14 protein-coding genes and 2 pseudogenes are annotated in these 16,305 nt (G+C 50.6%); 9 read left to right on the forward strand and 7 right to left on the reverse strand.

The features are described from left to right. Positions 1 to 392 precede the first annotated feature (392 nt). From tnpA to BRO54_RS01545, 5 genes and pseudogenes are all read left to right on the forward strand, one after another. The gene (gene tnpA, locus BRO54_RS01525; RefSeq protein ID WP_074042906.1) at positions 393 to 791 is read left to right on the forward strand and encodes an IS200/IS605 family transposase; all 399 of its coding nucleotides are present in this window, start codon (positions 393 to 395) and stop codon (positions 789 to 791) included. Positions 792 to 795: 4 nt separating this feature from the next. Beyond that, positions 796 to 1,851: an RNA-guided endonuclease TnpB family protein gene (locus BRO54_RS01530; RefSeq protein ID WP_074042907.1), complete on the forward strand. Its 1,056-nt coding sequence runs from the start codon at positions 796 to 798 to the stop codon at positions 1,849 to 1,851. A gap of 107 nt (positions 1,852 to 1,958) precedes the next feature. After that, positions 1,959 to 2,535: pseudogene (locus BRO54_RS01535) on the forward strand (Uma2 family endonuclease). Between the two features lie 44 nt (positions 2,536 to 2,579). Continuing rightward, positions 2,580 to 3,395, forward strand: coding sequence for a pyridoxine/pyridoxal/pyridoxamine kinase (gene pdxK / locus BRO54_RS01540; RefSeq protein ID WP_074042908.1), 816 nt, complete (start codon positions 2,580 to 2,582; stop codon positions 3,393 to 3,395). Positions 3,396 to 3,579: 184 nt separating this feature from the next. Then, entirely contained in the window at positions 3,580 to 4,470 is an 891-nt protein-coding gene (locus BRO54_RS01545; RefSeq protein ID WP_074042909.1) for a carbon-nitrogen hydrolase family protein, read from the forward strand. A 56-nt stretch (positions 4,471 to 4,526) separates the two neighbouring features. On the opposite strand, the gene putP is transcribed toward BRO54_RS01545, so the two are convergent. Then, positions 4,527 to 5,984, reverse strand: a complete 1,458-nt coding sequence (putP, locus tag BRO54_RS01550; RefSeq protein WP_074042910.1) for a sodium/proline symporter PutP — start codon at positions 5,982 to 5,984, stop codon at positions 4,527 to 4,529. 403 nt (positions 5,985 to 6,387) lie between these two features. On the opposite strand from putP, the gene BRO54_RS01555 reads away from it, so the two are divergent. The 3 genes from BRO54_RS01555 (at position 6,388) to BRO54_RS01565 (ending at position 8,648) form a co-directional block, all read left to right on the forward strand. Further along, the gene (locus tag BRO54_RS01555) at positions 6,388 to 7,203 is read left to right on the forward strand and encodes a basic amino acid ABC transporter substrate-binding protein (protein ID WP_074042911.1); all 816 of its coding nucleotides are present in this window, start codon (positions 6,388 to 6,390) and stop codon (positions 7,201 to 7,203) included. 69 nt (positions 7,204 to 7,272) lie between these two features. After that, positions 7,273 to 7,929, forward strand: a complete 657-nt coding sequence (locus BRO54_RS01560) for an amino acid ABC transporter permease (RefSeq protein WP_074042912.1) — start codon at positions 7,273 to 7,275, stop codon at positions 7,927 to 7,929. After that, positions 7,926 to 8,648, forward strand: a complete 723-nt coding sequence (locus tag BRO54_RS01565) for an amino acid ABC transporter ATP-binding protein (protein WP_074042913.1) — start codon at positions 7,926 to 7,928, stop codon at positions 8,646 to 8,648. Before BRO54_RS01560 ends, BRO54_RS01565 begins: the two co-directional genes overlap by 4 nt. Positions 8,649 to 8,899: 251 nt before the next feature. Here BRO54_RS01565 and qoxD read toward each other — a convergent pair whose 3' ends face one another. From qoxD to BRO54_RS01590, 5 genes are all read right to left on the reverse strand, one after another. Continuing rightward, entirely contained in the window at positions 8,900 to 9,199 is a 300-nt protein-coding gene (gene qoxD / locus BRO54_RS01570) for a cytochrome aa3 quinol oxidase subunit IV (RefSeq protein ID WP_074042914.1), read from the reverse strand. Position 9,200: 1 nt separating this feature from the next. Further along, entirely contained in the window at positions 9,201 to 9,815 is a 615-nt protein-coding gene (gene qoxC, locus BRO54_RS01575) for a cytochrome aa3 quinol oxidase subunit III (protein WP_074042915.1), read from the reverse strand. Between the two features lie 3 nt (positions 9,816 to 9,818). Beyond that, positions 9,819 to 11,765 (reverse strand): cytochrome aa3 quinol oxidase subunit I, encoded by a 1,947-nt coding sequence (gene qoxB, locus BRO54_RS01580; protein WP_074042916.1) that lies wholly within the window; start codon positions 11,763 to 11,765, stop codon positions 9,819 to 9,821. A 17-nt stretch (positions 11,766 to 11,782) separates the two neighbouring features. After that, positions 11,783 to 12,688: a cytochrome aa3 quinol oxidase subunit II gene (gene qoxA, locus BRO54_RS01585; RefSeq protein ID WP_074042917.1), complete on the reverse strand. Its 906-nt coding sequence runs from the start codon at positions 12,686 to 12,688 to the stop codon at positions 11,783 to 11,785. Positions 12,689 to 12,938: 250 nt separating this feature from the next. Next, a complete protein-coding gene (locus BRO54_RS01590) occupies positions 12,939 to 13,682 on the reverse strand; it encodes a TrmH family RNA methyltransferase (protein ID WP_044743007.1) in 744 nt (247 codons plus the stop codon). Between the two features lie 375 nt (positions 13,683 to 14,057). Here BRO54_RS01590 and BRO54_RS01595 point away from each other — a divergent pair. Continuing rightward, positions 14,058 to 14,597: pseudogene (locus tag BRO54_RS01595) on the forward strand (amino acid permease); the annotation flags it as partial. Between the two features lie 149 nt (positions 14,598 to 14,746). Here the strand turns inward: BRO54_RS01595 and BRO54_RS01600 are convergent. Beyond that, positions 14,747 to 16,126, reverse strand: coding sequence for a putative DNA binding domain-containing protein (locus tag BRO54_RS01600; protein ID WP_044743005.1), 1,380 nt, complete (start codon positions 16,124 to 16,126; stop codon positions 14,747 to 14,749). Between the last annotated feature and the right edge of the window lie 179 nt (positions 16,127 to 16,305).

Raw genomic sequence — 16,305 nt, forward strand, 5'->3', positions numbered from 1 at the left:
TTCATCACTGCCCATTCGCATCACGAATCGCCCGCCCATAGCGGGCGGCTTTTTTTTATCGTCCTAAACCGACAAGGCCGCCATTTCTGCAAGTGAGCGTAGGCGGCGGGAGTATGTCACCCGTTGCGTTATGCCAAATCATTTTCGTTCGGCAAAGCGGCCAGTGTATAATGAAAATAGAAAGCTGGAAAGAAGGTGATTTCGTGAACGTTCCGGAAAAACAGGCAGTGTCGCGTGAAGAATTCTACAGAAAAAGCCGTCTTTCATCCCACGGTTTCAATCGTGGGATGAAAGACGGCGTTGCTCGGTAATCCCTTAAGAGGATTGCTTCGAGCAACCATTTTTATCTTTAGGTGCTGCAGTATAACCATTAAACTGATACTATTCATAATATGGAACAAGAATATCGAAGAACGAAAACAACTGTATCTTTGATTCACTATCATTTTGTTTTCTGTCCGCGTTATCGAAGAAAGGTGTTGGTAGGCAGAGTGGAAGAGCGATTCAAGCAGTTAGTAGAAGAAATTTGCCAAGAGAATGATTGGGTCATCCTTGCTATGGAAGTGATGCCTGATCATTGCCATTTGTTCTTGAATTGCCTCCCTTCTGATTCTCCATCAGATATTATGGCAAGAGTGAAAGGAGTGACTTCCAGACGATTAAGACAGGAATTTAAACACTTGTCTCATTTGCCTAGTCTTTGGACACGCTCTTTCTTCGTTAGTACAGCAGAGAATGTATCAAGTGAAACAATAAAACGCTATGTGGAATCTCAAAAGAAAAGGGGGTGAATCCATGCCGACCATCACACTAAAGCTGGAGCTGCACAACCCAACGAAAGTCAAACAAGACATGTACGAACGGATGACAGAAGTGAATACCGCGTTTGCGAATTGGCTGTTGAATCATCCCGAGCTGAATCAAGCGACGAGCAAACGATTTAAAGAATTTTCATCGCAGCGGTTTCCTTCTGCCGTCGTGAATCAGACGATTCGAGAAGTGAAGTCCCAAAAGAAAAACCAGAAAACAAAGAAGTTTCGAACATTATGGTGTTGCTTTAACAATCAAAACGTAAAGGTGGAAAAGAAAGGAGAGTTCTACACCGTTTCATTCCCCACACTGGAGAAGCGAATTGGCGTGCCAGTGGTCACGCGCCCCTATCAAGAAGCATGGCTGAATCGGCTTATCAATGGAACCGCCAAACAAGGGGCAGCCAAGCTCTACAAAAAGAGAAAGAAATGGTACTTGGCGATCACCATCACCTTTGAAGTGGAGCCGCGACACGAAACAAAGGTGATGGGGGTTGACCTTGGGCTTCGCTATATCGCCGTTGCCAGCGTGGGAACGAAATCGTTGTTTTTCAAGGGCAGCCAATGCGCTTTCATTCGCCGACGATATGCGGCTTTGCGGCGAACGTTGGGCCAAGCGAAGAAGCTCCATATGGTTCGCAAAATCGGCCGTAAAGAGTCCCGCTGGATGAAGGATCGAAACCATAAAATCAGCCGTCAAATCGTCCGTTTTGCCCTCGCCAACGGTGTTGGCGTGATTCGGATGGAAGAGTTGACAGGGATTCGGAAACGGGCAACATCGGCCAAAGAAGCAGGACGAAGCCTTCATTCTTGGGCATTTCACCAACTGCAAACGATGATTGCCTATAAAGCGGAAATGGCGGGCATTCGGGTGGAGTGGGTGAAGCCGACCTACACGAGCCAAACGTGTAAATGTGGACATCGAGAGAAAGCGAACCGAAACGGCATCCGCTTCCGATGCCAAAAGTGCGGATACACTCTCCATGCTGACTTGAATGGCGCGATCAACATCGCCAAAGCGATTTCGGGCTTTGCCGCCTAACCTAGCGCACTGGTCACAGGTGCGCCGCCCATCGGGGTACATCCTAACCCGATGGGATGGGCTGATGACACAGCCCCGAACTTGGGCGTTGTCCGAACCAGAAATGGATGAGGACGCCAACGACCCAAGAATCCCACGGCTTTAGCCGTGTGGAGTGTCAACGCATGCGGGAAACAACCGACCGCGTTTTAGAATACATTGATGGCGTTGTGTTTATGCCCCCCCTCTCCTTCGACCCAGCACCAACGCATATCGGGACGGCTGCACGTCAAACTGTTCCATTTTTTAGAAGGAAAGCCGTGTGAAGTGTTTCATGCCCCTTTTGATATCGAACTAAAGAACGAACGGATCGAAGGAAAGAAAATTGTCGTCCCTGATTTAACCGTGATCTGCGATCGAAGCGGATTAACGGACACAAAATTTGTCGGCGTCCCAACGTTGATCATCGAGATTTTGAGCCCTTCCAACCAGGCGTACGATCTCGTGTTCAAATTGAATTTGTATATGCAATACGGAGTCCATGAATACTGGATCGTGAACCCCATGCATCGTGTTGTGCAAATCTACTCGCTCAATGACAATGGACAATATGAACAAGCCGGCGTCTGGAAAGAAACCGGCACCGCATGTTCACGTGCGCTTGACGGCTTTTCCGTCGATGTAGAGCAACTGTTTCAATCTTAAGGTGAATTCATGATATTCATTGAAACAAAAGGAGAGTGGGTACGATGACAATGCCAAAAGCATTAACGATCGCCGGGTCGGACAGCAGCGGCGGCGCCGGGCTGCAGGCGGACTTAAAAACGTTCCAAGAGCTTGGCGTTTACGGAATGACGGCCATCACGACAATCGTCGCCATGGATCCGCACAACCGGTGGGCGCACCAAGTGTTCCCCGTTGACCTGGCAACGATCGAAGCCCAGCTTGAGACGATCATCGTCGGCGTCGGCGTTGACGCTTTGAAAACGGGAATGCTGCCGACGACGGACATCATTGAACTGGCCGCGCGGACGATTGAAAAGCATGGTTTGAAAAATGCGATCGTCGATCCGGTCATGGTATGCAAAGGGGCGGATGAGCCGCTCCACCCGGAAAACACGGTGTGCTACCGCGAAACGCTCGTACCAAAAGCGACGGTCGTGACGCCAAACTTGTTTGAAGCAGCGCAACTGGCCGGCCTGCCGCGCATTGAGACGATCGAGGATATGAAAGAAGCAGCCGGGCGCATTCATGAGCTCGGAGCGCAGTATGTGATCGTCAAAGGCGGGCGGAAAATTCCGCACGACTATGCGGTCGACGTCCTTTATGACGGCAAAACGTTTGAACTCCTCGAATCGGAGCGGATTGAAACGACGTATACGCACGGAGCGGGCTGCACGTTCTCGGCGGCCATCGCCGCCGAACTGGCGAAAGGCCGGCCGGTGAAAGACGCCATTGCGACGGCGAAAGCGTTCATCACCGCCGCCATTCGCCACTCATTCCCGCTCAACGAATACGTCGGGCCGACGCACCACGGCGCGTACCGCCGCTACGGAGAACAGTAGACAAGGATTCGATCTTGTCTTTGTCATGAAGGGATTGTGTGCATTCACCGGAAACATCGGCATTCGCCCGACCAGCCTCCAAAAAGGCGCCGCTGCTCGTTTTCGCCTCATACGGCTGTCCTGCTGGTGGTGGGAATGGATGCGCCAAACCGGTTTCATTATGGTAAAATGGAGACTATATGCGATGAAAGAAGCAGAAAGGAGAGTGCCGCCATTGCGCGTCTCGGCTGTCCAATATCATCTTCATACCATCCATTCGTTTGACGAGTTTGCCGCGCAAGTGACGCATTACGTGAAAACGGCGCAAGAGTTTGACGCCGAATTTGTCTTGTTCCCGGAATTTTTCACGACGCAGTTGCTTTCCATTCCACTCGATGGCGGACGGCAAGCGACGATTGATGACTTGCCGAATTATACCGAAAAATACACCGAGCTGTTTGTGTCGCTCGCCAAAGACACCGGCATGTATTTGATTGGCGGCACGCATGTCATCCGCCAAAACGGCAAGCTGTACAATGTCGCCCATTTATTCACGCCGGACGGACATATCCATCGGCAGGCGAAATTGCACATCACCCCGACGGAAGTGAACGAGTGGAACATCGCTCCGGGCGACGGTGTGCATGTTTTTGAAACGGACAAAGCGACGATCGCCATTTTGACGTGCTATGACATCGAGTTCCCGGAAATCGTTCGCTTGGCGCGCGCCAAAGGGGCAGATGTCATCTTCTGTCCGTCGTGCACGGATGACCGGCACGGGTTTTACCGCGTACGGTATTGCTGCCACGCGCGGGCCATCGAAAACGAAGTGTATGTCGTCACGACCGGCACGGTCGGGTCGCTTCCGACGGTCGACTTTATGCGCGCCAATTTCGGCCAAGCGGCCGTCATCACGCCCAATGACATCCCGTTCCCGCCCGGCGGCGTGCTCGCGGTTGGCGAGATCAACGACGACATGATCGTGACCGCCGACCTTGACTTGTCACTCCTTCGCAAAGTGCGGGAAAAAGGATCGGTCGCGACATGGCGCGACCGGCGCATCGACTTGTACCCGGATTGGAATCAAGTGAAATAGTCCTAAACGACAAAAAGGGTGCCCCTGCGCACAAGGGGACACCCTTTTGCCTATTTTTAGGACAGCAACTGCTTGAATCGATCAAATTGTTCAGCTACTTTCCCTTCTGGCTCCTTCGTCAGCAAGCTGACGATAACAATCGCTGCCAAGCTGGCGGCAAAACCGGGGATCATTTCATACAACAGCCCTTTTAAGTAGGCGGATTGCGTCCAAAGAATGACCGTCAACGCCCCGGCAACCATGCCGGCGAGCGCCCCCCATTTCGTCATCCGCCGCCAGAATAAGCTCAACAAAATGACCGGTCCGAATGACGCGCCAAAGCCCGCCCAGGCGTAGCCGACCAAGTTTAAAATCGTGTCGTTTTTCGTGTACGCCAACGCGGTCGCGACAACCGCAACAATAAGCACGGACAGGCGCCCGACAAAGACAAGCTCCTTATCCGAAGCCGAGCGGCGGAACAGCACTTTATACAAATCTTCGGTCAGCGAGCTCGAGGTGACGAGCAGCTGGGATGAAATGGTGCTCATAATTGCGGCTAAAATCGCTGCCAGCAAAAACCCGGTAATAATCGGATGGAACAAAATGTGCCCGAGCTTAATAAATACCGTTTCCGGATCATCAAGCTTCATGCCGCGCTGCGAAAAGTAAGCGATTCCAAAAAGACCCGTCAACATCGCCCCAACAACGGAGAAAATCATCCAACCCATGCCGATGCGGCGGGCGCTTTTCATTTCTTTGACCGACTTAATAGCCATAAAGCGGACGATAATATGCGGCTGGCCAAAATAGCCGAGCCCCCAGGCGAATAACGAAATGATGCCGAGAAAACTCGTTCCTTTCCATAAATTCAACAAGTTTGGATCGATGTCGCGGATCGTCTCAATCGTATCCACTGGCCCGCCTGTATGGAACAGCGTCACCACCGGCACCAGAATCAACGCAATGAACATAATCGTCCCTTGCACAAAATCCGTCCAGCTGACCGCCAAAAAGCCGCCAAACAGCGTGTAAGCGACCACAACGCCGCCGACGATCCAAAGTCCAGTATGGTAGCTGACGCCAAACGAGTTCTCAAACAACACGCCGCCCGAGACAAGGCCGGATGAGACGTAAAATGTAAAAAAGACCATGATAACGATCCCGGACACCATCCGCAACAATTTCGTCCGATCGCCGAAACGGTGTTCCAAAAACTCGGGAATCGTAATCGAATCGTTCGCCACTTCTGTATAGACGCGCAAGCGCGGCGCAACGAACAGCCAATTTGCATAAGCGCCGAGCGTCAAGCCGATGACGATCCATGCGGCGCTCACTCCATCGATATACATCGCCCCCGGCAGCCCCATTAGCAACCAGCCGCTCATGTCGGAAGCCCCGGCGCTAAGCGCGGTCACCGCCGGCCCGAGCGTCCGGCCGCCAAGCATATAATCGGACAAATTCGACGTCCGTTTATACGCCCAATAGCCGATCCACAGCATGCCAACTAAGTAGACAATGACTGAAAATAAAACCATGTCGTGCTCCCCTTTCTTTGTTGTCTTGTTACCTGCACTCTTATCATAATGGAACAAATAATATTTATACAATAGTATTTATTTTTTTCCAAATCCGATAAAATAAAAGAATTTAAAAAAAGATGTACAACACTCTCTCTTTCCGATATAATATTTAGTAAATTCAGAATCATACATAACTGCAGCTTCTTTTCATAAACATTATTTTATAAAAATTCAATTCGTTGTTATTTATCAGGATGATTCTATATAAAACCATTGATAAATACATATTTTTTGTATTAAGGAATGGATACCAAAATGTTCAAACAATTATTTTTATAAAACCTATTGCATAATCGCAAAAATATTGATAGTATGATAATCGTTCATCGACAATGATTTCAAAGGGGGATTTTATAATATGTTGAAGAAAGGGTTGATCGCAGTCGTCGTTGCTGCGTTGTTCATGGCGCTCGCCGCCTGCGGCGGCAAGTCAACGGAAACAAATTCGTCATCAGGCGGCGGTGGGGAAGCAAAGAAAAAAATCGTCGTCGGGACAGATGCGGCGTTTGCGCCGTTTGAGTATATGGAAAAAGGGAAAATCGTTGGGTTTGACGTCGATCTTCTCGATGCGGTCATGAAAGAAGCCGGCTTGGATTATGAATTGAAAAACGTCGGCTGGGATCCGCTGTTTGCCTCGCTGCAAAGCAAAGAGATCGACATGGGCATCTCCGGCATTACGATTACGGATGAACGGAAACAAACGTATGACTTCTCGGCTCCATACTTTGAAGCAACACAGGTGATCTTAGTAAAAGAGGACAGCCCGGTGAAAAACGCTCTTGACTTAAAAGGCAAAACGATCGGCGTCCAAAACGCGACAACCGGTCAAGAAGCCGCAGAAAAACTGTTTGGCAAAGGCAATCATATTAAAAAGTTCGAGACAACCGTCGTCGCCATTATGGAAATGCTGAATGGCGGGGTGGATGCTGTCATCACCGACAACGCTGTCGCCAATGAATATGTAAAAAACAACCCAAACAAAAAACTGAAAGTCATCGAAGATCCGAAAAACTTTGCTTATGAATATTACGGCATGATTTTCCCGAAAGACAGCGAACTGAAAGCGAAAGTGGATGAGGCATTAAAGAAAGTGATGGACAGCGGCAAATACGCTGAAATCTACAAAAAATGGTTTGGCAAAGAACCAAATATGGCACGCTTAAAACAACAATAAACGCACGAACTTAGAAAAATGCGTAACTGCCAGCAAGTTACGCATTTTTCGTAGAGAAAGGTGAGATCGATGGATTTTCGTTTTGATATTATTGTTGAATACGCCCCCTACTTTTTCCAAGGACTACTTGCGACGATTGGCGTGTCACTAGTCGGCATCATCTTCGGCCTCATCCTCGGCTTGTTCATCGGACTTGGCAAAATGGCAAGCCACCCCATTGTCCGCTGGCCGTTTGTCTGGTATATCAACTTTTTCCGCGGCACGCCGCTTGTCGTGCAAATTTTGCTCGTCCATTTCGGCGTCATGCCGCTTCTATTCGCTCAGCCAAATGCGATCGTTTCTTTAGCTGTTGCACTTTCGCTCAACTCCGCCGCGTATGTCGCGGAAATTTTCCGCGCCGGCATCCAGTCCATCGACAAAGGGCAAATGGAAGCAGCCCGTTCGCTTGGCATGACGCACGCCCAGGCTATGCGCTACATCATTTTGCCGCAGGCGTTAAAGCGAATGATCCCGCCGTTTGCCAACGAATTTATTGTCTTGATTAAAGACTCGTCGCTTGGGATGGTCATCGCCGCCCCGGAAATCATGTACTGGGGGAAAGCAGCGGCCGGCGAGTATTACCGCGTCTGGGAGCCGTATTTAACAGTCGCATTTGTCTATCTCGTTTTGACGCTGTCGTTAAGCAAATTGTCACATTACCTTGAAAGGAAGTATTCAACCTCATGATCGACGTGCGCCAGTTGAAAAAATCGTTTGGATCGCTCGAAGTGCTGAAAGGGATCAACGCCCACATCCGCGAAGGGGAAGTGGTCGTTGTCATCGGGCCATCCGGTTCAGGGAAATCGACGTTTTTGCGCTGCTTAAACTTGCTTGAAGATTTCGATGAAGGCGAAATTATCATTGATGGCATCAACTTAAAAGCGAAAGACACGAACTTAAACAAAGTGCGTGAAGAAGTGGGCATGGTGTTCCAACGCTTTAACTTGTTTCCGCACATGACGGTGTTGAACAATATCACGCTGGCACCGATGAAAGTGCGCAAATGGCCGCGTGAAAAAGCAGAGGCGAAGGCGATGGAGCTGCTCGCCAAAGTCGGTTTGCAAGATAAAGCGCACGCCTATCCGGATTCTCTCTCCGGCGGACAGGCGCAACGCGTTGCCATTGCCCGGGCGCTCGCCATGGAACCAAAAATCATGCTGTTTGACGAGCCGACATCAGCGCTTGACCCGGAAATGGTCGGGGAAGTGCTCTCGGTCATGAAGCAGCTGGCCAATGAAGGGATGACGATGGTTGTCGTCACCCATGAAATGGGCTTTGCCCGCGAAGTCGGCGACCGCGTCCTGTTTATGGACGGCGGTTGCATCGTCGAAGAAGGGAAGCCGGAAGACTTGTTCGACCGCCCGCAGCACGAGCGGACGAAAGCGTTTTTGTCAAAAGTATTGTAAAACGCGTCTTGCCGTGAATCGGCAAGGCGCTTTTTGTAGTTGGCGCAAGGCCGCGCTCTCATCTATGGCCATCGGCCAGCATTCGCTGATTATGGAGCAAGCAAAGGCAAACCCGGCTGGCCAAAAACAAAAAAACGCGCCAGTCAGCCTTCAAACGGGCCCAGCCAAAGCGTTGCAGTCCATCCGTTCCCAAAACACCAACGCTCCCTCATTATGAAAAAAAGCCGGCCTGCCATGAGGCCAGCTCCACTTTACAACACAAACTGCATCACCCAAATCGAACCGGCGACAACGACAATGGCGATAAAGAAGCTGTACGCCATGTTGAATGTTTGAATGCGGCCGCTGTCGCTTTCGTTGACGTGCATGAACATAAACAGCTGCAAGCTTGCTTGAATCACAGCAAACACGACTATGATGACAATGACCGCTTTGAGCGGTAGCCCGGATGAGAGCGCCACCCAAAGGGCGGCAAACGTCAAGACGAGCGAAAGAACAAAACCGATAATATGTTTCCAAGGAAATGATTCGTGATGGCCGTTCGCGCCCATGTTACATCACCATCCCTAGCAAATAGACGAGCGTGAAAATGAAAATCCAGACGACGTCTAAAAAGTGCCAATACAAGCTGACGATAAATACTTTCCGCGCTGTTTTCGGCGTAAAGCCGCGCTGGAGGAGCTGGATGATGATCAAAATCATCCAGCCAATTCCTAGACTGACGTGGGCGCCGTGCGTGCCGACGAGCACGAAAAAGCTCGATAAAAACGCGCTCGTCTGCATCGTCGCCCCTTCATGGACGTAATGGATGAACTCGCGAATTTCAAACGCGATAAACCCTGCACCAAGCAACAGCGTGACAAGCAGCCAAGCCAGCAGCCCGGCGAGCCGGCCGCGGCGCATTTCAAAAATAGCCAGCCCGCACGTAAAACTGCTTGTTAAAAGCAACAACGTCTCGATGAGAACGTCCTTGACTTCAAACAATTCGCTTGCCGTCGGCCCGGAGCCGGTCCGTTGGAACAAGACGAGATAGGTGGCAAACAAGGTCGCAAACAACGCGACTTCCGCCCCGAGGAAAATCCAAAAGCCCAATATGTTCAACCGACTCTCTTGTGTCCGATACTCCAGCGGCAGCGTTTCATCATAACGGTGTGCAACTTCTCCCATTCGTTACGCCCCCTTTCGCGCCGCCCGCTCCATCCGTTTAATCTCATCGATCGGAATATAGTAGCCATCATCATCTTCAAATGAGCGGAGGATAAGCCCAAGCACAATGAACAAGGCACCGACAATCGCCAACGCAAACCATTTGAACACGAGGCCGAACCCGGCGACGAAAAACGCCACCGACATCCAAAACGGGCGCCCTGAGTTGCTTGGCATATGGATCGGCTTCAAGTCTTCTTCTTTCACTTGGAAGCCGCCATATTTTTTCTTCATCACCCAATACGCATCCAAATCTTCGACAACCGGCGTCACCGGGAAGTTATAATGCACCGGCGGCGACGCGGTCGCCCACTCGAGCGTCCGCCCATTCCACGGGTCACCGGTCATGTCGCGCTCGCCGTAGCGGGCGCTGTAGTAAATGTTATAGCAAAGCACAATGAACCCGATGCCCATCAAGGCCGCCCCAACCGTCGCCACGACGTTCAGCGGCGTCCAGCCGAGACCTTCTGAGTACGTGTACATGCGGCGCGTCATCCCCATCAGCCCGAGGAAATACATCGGGAAGAAGCAGATGTTAAAGCCGATCATAAACAGCCAAAACGTCCATTTGCCGAGCCGCTCGTTTAAAATATGGCCAAACATTTTCGGATACCAGTAATGCAAGCCGGCAAAGCAGGCGAACACCGTACCGGCAATCAACACATAATGGAAGTGGGCGATGAGAAAATAGCTGTTATGGTATTGGTAATCGGCCGCCGCCATCGCCAGCATGACGCCCGTCACGCCGCCGATGACAAAGTTCGGGATGAACGCCAGCGACCAAAGCATCGCTGTCGTAAAGCGAATTTTTCCTTTCCGCAGCGTAAACAGCCAGTTGAAAATTTTCACCCCGGTCGGAATGGCGATCGCCATCGTCGTAATCGAGAAGGCGGAGTTCACTGCCGGGCCGGCACCCATCGTAAAGAAGTGGTGCACCCAAACGATAAAGCTCAGGAAAGCAATGCCGACGATCGAACCGACCATCGCTTTATAACCGAACAGACGCTTCCCGGCAAACGTGCTGACGACTTCCGAGAAGATGCCGAATGCCGGCAAAATGACGATATATACTTCCGGGTGGCCCCAAATCCAGAACAAGTTCGCCCATAACATCGACATGCCGCCGTTGGCCATCGTGAAAAACTGCGTATCAAACAGCCGGTCAAACGTCATTAACGCCAACGCGACCGTCAATACCGGGAAAGCGAAAATAATGAGCACGCACGTAATGAGAATCGTCCACGTAAACATCGGCATGCGCATCAATGTCATGCCCGGCGCGCGCATTTTTAAAATCGTGACAAGGAAGTTGATCCCTGTCATCAACGTCCCGATCCCGGAAATTTGCAAGGCAACGGCATAGTAATTGTTGCCGACGCCATGGCTGAATTCGTTGCTGGCAAGCGGGAAGTACGCCGTCCAACCGGCATCCGGCGATCCGCCGATGACGAACGAAATGTTAAACAGCAACGCGCCGAAGAAAAAGAGCCAAAAGCTTAACGCATTCAAATATGGAAAAGCGACGTCACGCGCCCCGATTTGCAGCGGAACGACAATGTTCATCAAACCGATGATGAACGGCATCGCCATAAACAAAATCATAATCGTCCCGTGCGTCGTGAAAATTTCATTGTAATGTTGCGCGTCAAGAAACTTCATGTTCGGCGCGGTCAGCTGCGCCCGCATCAAAAGCGCATCGACGCCGCCGCGGAACAGCATAAGCACCGCGCAAATAATGTACATGACGCCGATTTTTTTATGGTCCACCGTCGTGAGCCATTCGTTCCACAGCCATTTCCACTTTTTAAAATATGTCAACACGAACACAATGCCGACCATCGTCAAGACGATGGCGACATCGGCCGCATAAATAAGCGGCTCACCAGTGACAAAAAACTCGCTCCACTTCATCCTTCGTTCCTCCTTTCCTACTCCCCATGATGGTGACTGTTTGTCATCGCTTCATCGCTTTGATCGTCGTTTTTCATTGGCTTTCCATCTGCATGATGGCTGTTTTGTTTCGCATGGTCAATCCATTCTAAGTGGGTGTTCGAAAACGTCATTCGCCCAACAAGCCCCGGTTTTAAAATTTGTGTATATTTTTTCTCATCGAGCTTCGGGGCGGTTTGTTTCACTTCATTCACCCATTTTCGGAAGTCATCTCCCGTTTGTGCGACGACCTCAAACTCCATATGGGCGAACTTTTCCCCGGAAAAGTTGGCGCTCCGCCCCATGTAGGAACCGGGCTTGTCGGCTTGCAAGATCAGCTCTGTCTCCATGCCGTCCATCGCATATTTTTGCCCGCCTAATTCCGGCACCCAAAACGAGTTCATCGGTCCGACCGAAGTCAGCTTAAACTTGACCGGCACACCGGCCGGAATATGGACGTAGTTGACCGTTTCAATGTTTTCTTCCGGATAGCTGAAAATCCATTTCCAGTTCGCCGCCGTCACATGAATCGTGATCGGTTCAACTTTCTCGGTCGGCGGCTTTTCCAACGCAAACGTCGCCTTCACTGTCGGAACAGCGAGCGCAGCGACGATCAAAATCGGAATGGCCGTCCAGACGACTTCAAGCAGCGTGTTCCCTTCCTCATCCGGCGGCTCATAGCCGGCATTTTCCGGCTTCTCGCGATAACGAATGAGAAAAACGGCAAATAACGTAAATACAACAACAATAATGAACAACATAAAGCCGACCGACCACATGATCAAATCATACTGCATGCGCGCCACCGGCCCTTGCGGATTGAGCACAGCTGTGCGCTCCACGCAGCCCCCAAGCAAAAACAAAAGCGGCAAAACCAGCACCGCGCGCCATCTCGCCCGTTTCATCGCTATCGGTCCTCCCTCTTCCGCCCCAGCCATTTTGGGGCCTTCCATGCATTTTCTTCTGTCTCTACCATATCAAAATTGAAAATGTTTGAAACGAACGAGCGAAAAAGTTCATAAATCGGCAAAACATTTGTCACAAACTGTTCAATCATTGTTCAACAAATCGCCACTTGTTTTCCTCGATTAGGGAAATATTGATGAGGAAGGGGAGTTGCGGAAAAATACGCCATAACAAAAACAGCCGGATTCCTTATTGAAAGGAGCCCGGCTGTCCTCCGTTGTTTTGTATTGTATATCCTTGTTGTTCCAATTGTTTGCGGATTCGTGGATTTAACGTTTGCCACATCCACTGTTCATACAACACCTTTTTCTCCCCGGACGATAAATAGTAGCGCTCCCCTGCCTGGCGGCGCGCCCGCTCGGTGACATCATAGAGCGCCAACGCCGCGGCGACGGAAATGTTAAAGCTTTGCACAAAGCCGTACATCGGAATGACAAACGTTCCGTCCGCCAAGCGGAGCGCCTCTTCCGACACGCCGCTATGCTCGTTGCCAAACAACAACGCCGTCGGTCGGGACAGATCGATGTCGGAAAGCGGAATCGTCCCCTCGCCGAGATAGCTTGCATACACTTGATACCCTTGCTGTTTCAAGTCGGCAATGGCCGTTTTGATATCTGGCTTATGGCGGAGCGTCAGCCACTGATCGGCATAGCGCGTCACAAGCCGGTTCGGCGAAAACGGCGCCTTTCCAGTCACAATATGAACGTCTTGAACGCCAAATGCCTCGGCCGTCCGCAGCACCGCTGCTTGGTTGTGTGGGTCATCGACCGCTTCGATCAAGACGGTAATATAGCGGGTGCGCTCGTTCAAAACCTCATACATCCGCTTCAACCGCCTCGGCAAAATCATTTCCCAAACCGGACGCGTCGATTCGGTGAGCAGTCCTTCGTGCTGCAGCTGTTCAAGAAACGCTTTCGCTTCCCGTTCTTCCATACATCATCACCCTCTGCCTGCGTATCTCGCGTTTCCCATTGTACAGAATAGCATTATACCGAGGCAATTCCTATATTTTTAAATACTATTCATATTATTCTATATATAGTATTTGAAAATATTGATCATTTACAAACCGGTTTTATATCGATTAGTATTATGATGTAAGCGCTTTAAAAATCCTTTTTCAAAAAATATTCTTTATTATTGGATGAAGGAGGAGAAACAATGGAGCAAAAACAGCCGCAATTGCATCGGGGATTGGAAGAACGGCACATCTCGCTCATGTCGCTCGGTGCAGCGATCGGCGTCGGCTTATTCCTCGGTTCGGCGTCCGCGATTGAAATGGCCGGGCCGGCGATTTTGCTCGGCTATGCAGTCATCATCAACTTTGTCGTCTTGACCGCCGCCTTGTCGTCGTGCAACAGCGGCATTTTCAGCACCAGCCGGATGCTGTTTAACCTTGCTGAACAGCAAGAAGCGCCGAGCGCATTCGGCCGGCTGACGAAACGCGGCATTCCGGGCGCCGCCTTGATCGCCACTGCGCTTGTCATGCTTGTCGGCGTATATTTGAACTACGTATCGGAAAAAGTGTTCCAATGGGTGACAAGCATCGCCACATTCGGCGCCATTTGGACGTGGGCGGTAATTTTGCTGTCCCAGCTGAAATTCCGCAAACAGTTGAGCGCGGAACAAGCACAACGTCTCACGTTCAAACTTCCGCTTCATCCGTACAGCTCATACGTGTCGCTTGCCTTTTTGATCGGCGTTGCCGCCCTAATGGCGTATTTCCCGGATACGCGCATCGCCTTGATCATCGGCCCGGCCTGGCTGCTGCTTTTGACGGCAGTATACTTCGCCAAAGGAATGCATCGTCGCCAGCATGGCCAAGCCGAAGAAAAGCAAGCTGGATGACAAGTCCGATCAAAAGAGAGGGTGTCCCAATCCTTGCGGGACACCCTCTTTATAAAACAAAAAGCAGGAAATGTGCGATCGCAGACGCCATCCTTTCGATCGGTGTATTTCCGTTTGGATCATGGCCCCGCTTTCCCCCTCCAATCCTTTCATTCATCAACCGCTATGTAGGCTTGGCGCGGATGATTTGGCTGATCCGGGTATTTTAAGCGGATTTTCCCTTCCTCCAACAGCTTTCCTAAATAATTGTTGCGCAATCCATCCGGCGTCCGTTCGAGCAGCTCGGCCAGCTCTTTCAGGCGCAGCGGCCGCTCGCGGCATAACCGAACGATCAATTGTTCCATGACCGCTGGAGCCAACCGTTTTTTTCGCCGTGCTAATTCTGCCATCTTCCATAGCCGTTCGTCGATCGTTTCCCCTTTTTCGTTACTGTCATGCATACTGGTGTCGTTGTTTACGGAGCTATGCAAGCTATTTACGAACCTCAGCTCTTTATTTATAAAGTTCGACGTTCTATTTACGGAGTCAGACTCATTTTTTATGGAGTCCGACCCGTTGTTTACGGAGTTTTTGGCTATATTTACGGAGTTTTCTTCGTTGTTAACGGAGTTGGCGTCTATATTTACGAAGCTTAGTTCGTTAGTTACGAAGCTCTCGGTTTCCTGTCGGTTGTCCGAATCCTTCCATTCAAGTTCCGTCTGTTGCAGCCGTTCATCCAGTTCTGTTTCGATTGTCTCGCTAGTCTCAGCTGGAAATCGCAATGGGCACAACACAACGATTGTACGGTCTGGATTCGTTTGCTGCGAGATATCGATCGGGCAAGCAAGCGCCTGTCCCTGCATATCGTGCATTCGCTTGAGGCCCGATCCCGCGCGTTTGCATACATCGATCAACAAAAACATTTTAAAGATATTCGGGTTGCGCAAATTGCTCGTATGCCCCGCCATTGCCGCTTCAATCGGAATGCGGAACCGTCCCGGGTTGGCAAAGCAAAACGAGCCGTCCTCTTTTTCGACGGTGATGCCGCCTTCCTCCCCATAATCGGCATGAACGAGCGCATTGACGAGCGCCTCGCCAAGCAGAGCGCGCCCTTCATCCGACCAAACGTGACGCTCCAGCTCAGCCAACACGCGAAAATAAAAATCGTAAATGTTGCCCGACCATGTGCCGTCTTGCGATGTGAACCGCTTCGTCCATCCTGCCGCTTCACCGTCAGCATGCTCTCGATATTCCAAAAAGTATTGCGGCAGCACCTCGGTGATGATCCGCTCCTCACTGAACATCAACAATCCCGCGAGCGTCAGCCCTTCTTTGCTGCTGTCGCGCAGCTTGCCCCACGCGCCGATTTTGTATAAAAATTCTTTTGTCTCGAGTCCGTTCCACGGATGGTCCGGCTTCACTCGAGCGAACCGCTCGCGGTAATGGCTGACGGTCTCAAAATTGAGCTCGCTCAAGCTGTAATGCTCCAAAATTAAGCTGTCTGCCATCGCGTTGGCGCGTTCATGAAACGAATTTGTATATTTATTCACTCCTGATCTTCCTTTGACATTATTTTTGCAAAACAGTTTTGTCCTCTTTTTTTCTATTGTATCATCTTTCACTCTTCTTGCGGACGGTTGCCAAAAAAGAAAACCGTTGTGGATATGTGGAATAGTTCGCCTGACAAAAGGAAAACTACAGAAGACAACATTGACAGCCAAGGAGGTGT

The sequence above is a fragment of the Geobacillus proteiniphilus genome, assembly GCF_001908025.1.
GTDB lineage: Bacteria > Bacillota > Bacilli > Bacillales > Anoxybacillaceae > Geobacillus > Geobacillus proteiniphilus.

Bases quoted from the DNA above. Each gene is read 5' to 3' on its own strand.
- putP (WP_074042910.1), bottom strand. From the start codon at position 5,984: ATGGTTTTATTTTCAGTCATTGTCTACTTAGTTGGCATGCTGTGGATC.
- tnpA (WP_074042906.1), top strand. From the start codon at position 393: ATGGAACAAGAATATCGAAGAACGAAAACAACTGTATCTTTGATTCAC.
- BRO54_RS01530 (WP_074042907.1), top strand. From the start codon at position 796: ATGCCGACCATCACACTAAAGCTGGAGCTGCACAACCCAACGAAAGTC.
- BRO54_RS01560 (WP_074042912.1), top strand. From the start codon at position 7,273: ATGGATTTTCGTTTTGATATTATTGTTGAATACGCCCCCTACTTTTTC.
- qoxA (WP_074042917.1), bottom strand. From the start codon at position 12,688: ATGAAACGGGCGAGATGGCGCGCGGTGCTGGTTTTGCCGCTTTTGTTT.
- BRO54_RS01565 (WP_074042913.1), top strand. From the start codon at position 7,926: ATGATCGACGTGCGCCAGTTGAAAAAATCGTTTGGATCGCTCGAAGTG.
- BRO54_RS01545 (WP_074042909.1), top strand. From the start codon at position 3,580: ATGAAAGAAGCAGAAAGGAGAGTGCCGCCATTGCGCGTCTCGGCTGTC.
- BRO54_RS01590 (WP_044743007.1), bottom strand. From the start codon at position 13,682: ATGGAAGAACGGGAAGCGAAAGCGTTTCTTGAACAGCTGCAGCACGAA.
- qoxD (WP_074042914.1), bottom strand. From the start codon at position 9,199: ATGGGCGCGAACGGCCATCACGAATCATTTCCTTGGAAACATATTATC.
- BRO54_RS01555 (WP_074042911.1), top strand. From the start codon at position 6,388: ATGTTGAAGAAAGGGTTGATCGCAGTCGTCGTTGCTGCGTTGTTCATG.
- pdxK (WP_074042908.1), top strand. From the start codon at position 2,580: ATGACAATGCCAAAAGCATTAACGATCGCCGGGTCGGACAGCAGCGGC.
- qoxB (WP_074042916.1), bottom strand. From the start codon at position 11,765: ATGAAGTGGAGCGAGTTTTTTGTCACTGGTGAGCCGCTTATTTATGCG.
- qoxC (WP_074042915.1), bottom strand. From the start codon at position 9,815: ATGGGAGAAGTTGCACACCGTTATGATGAAACGCTGCCGCTGGAGTAT.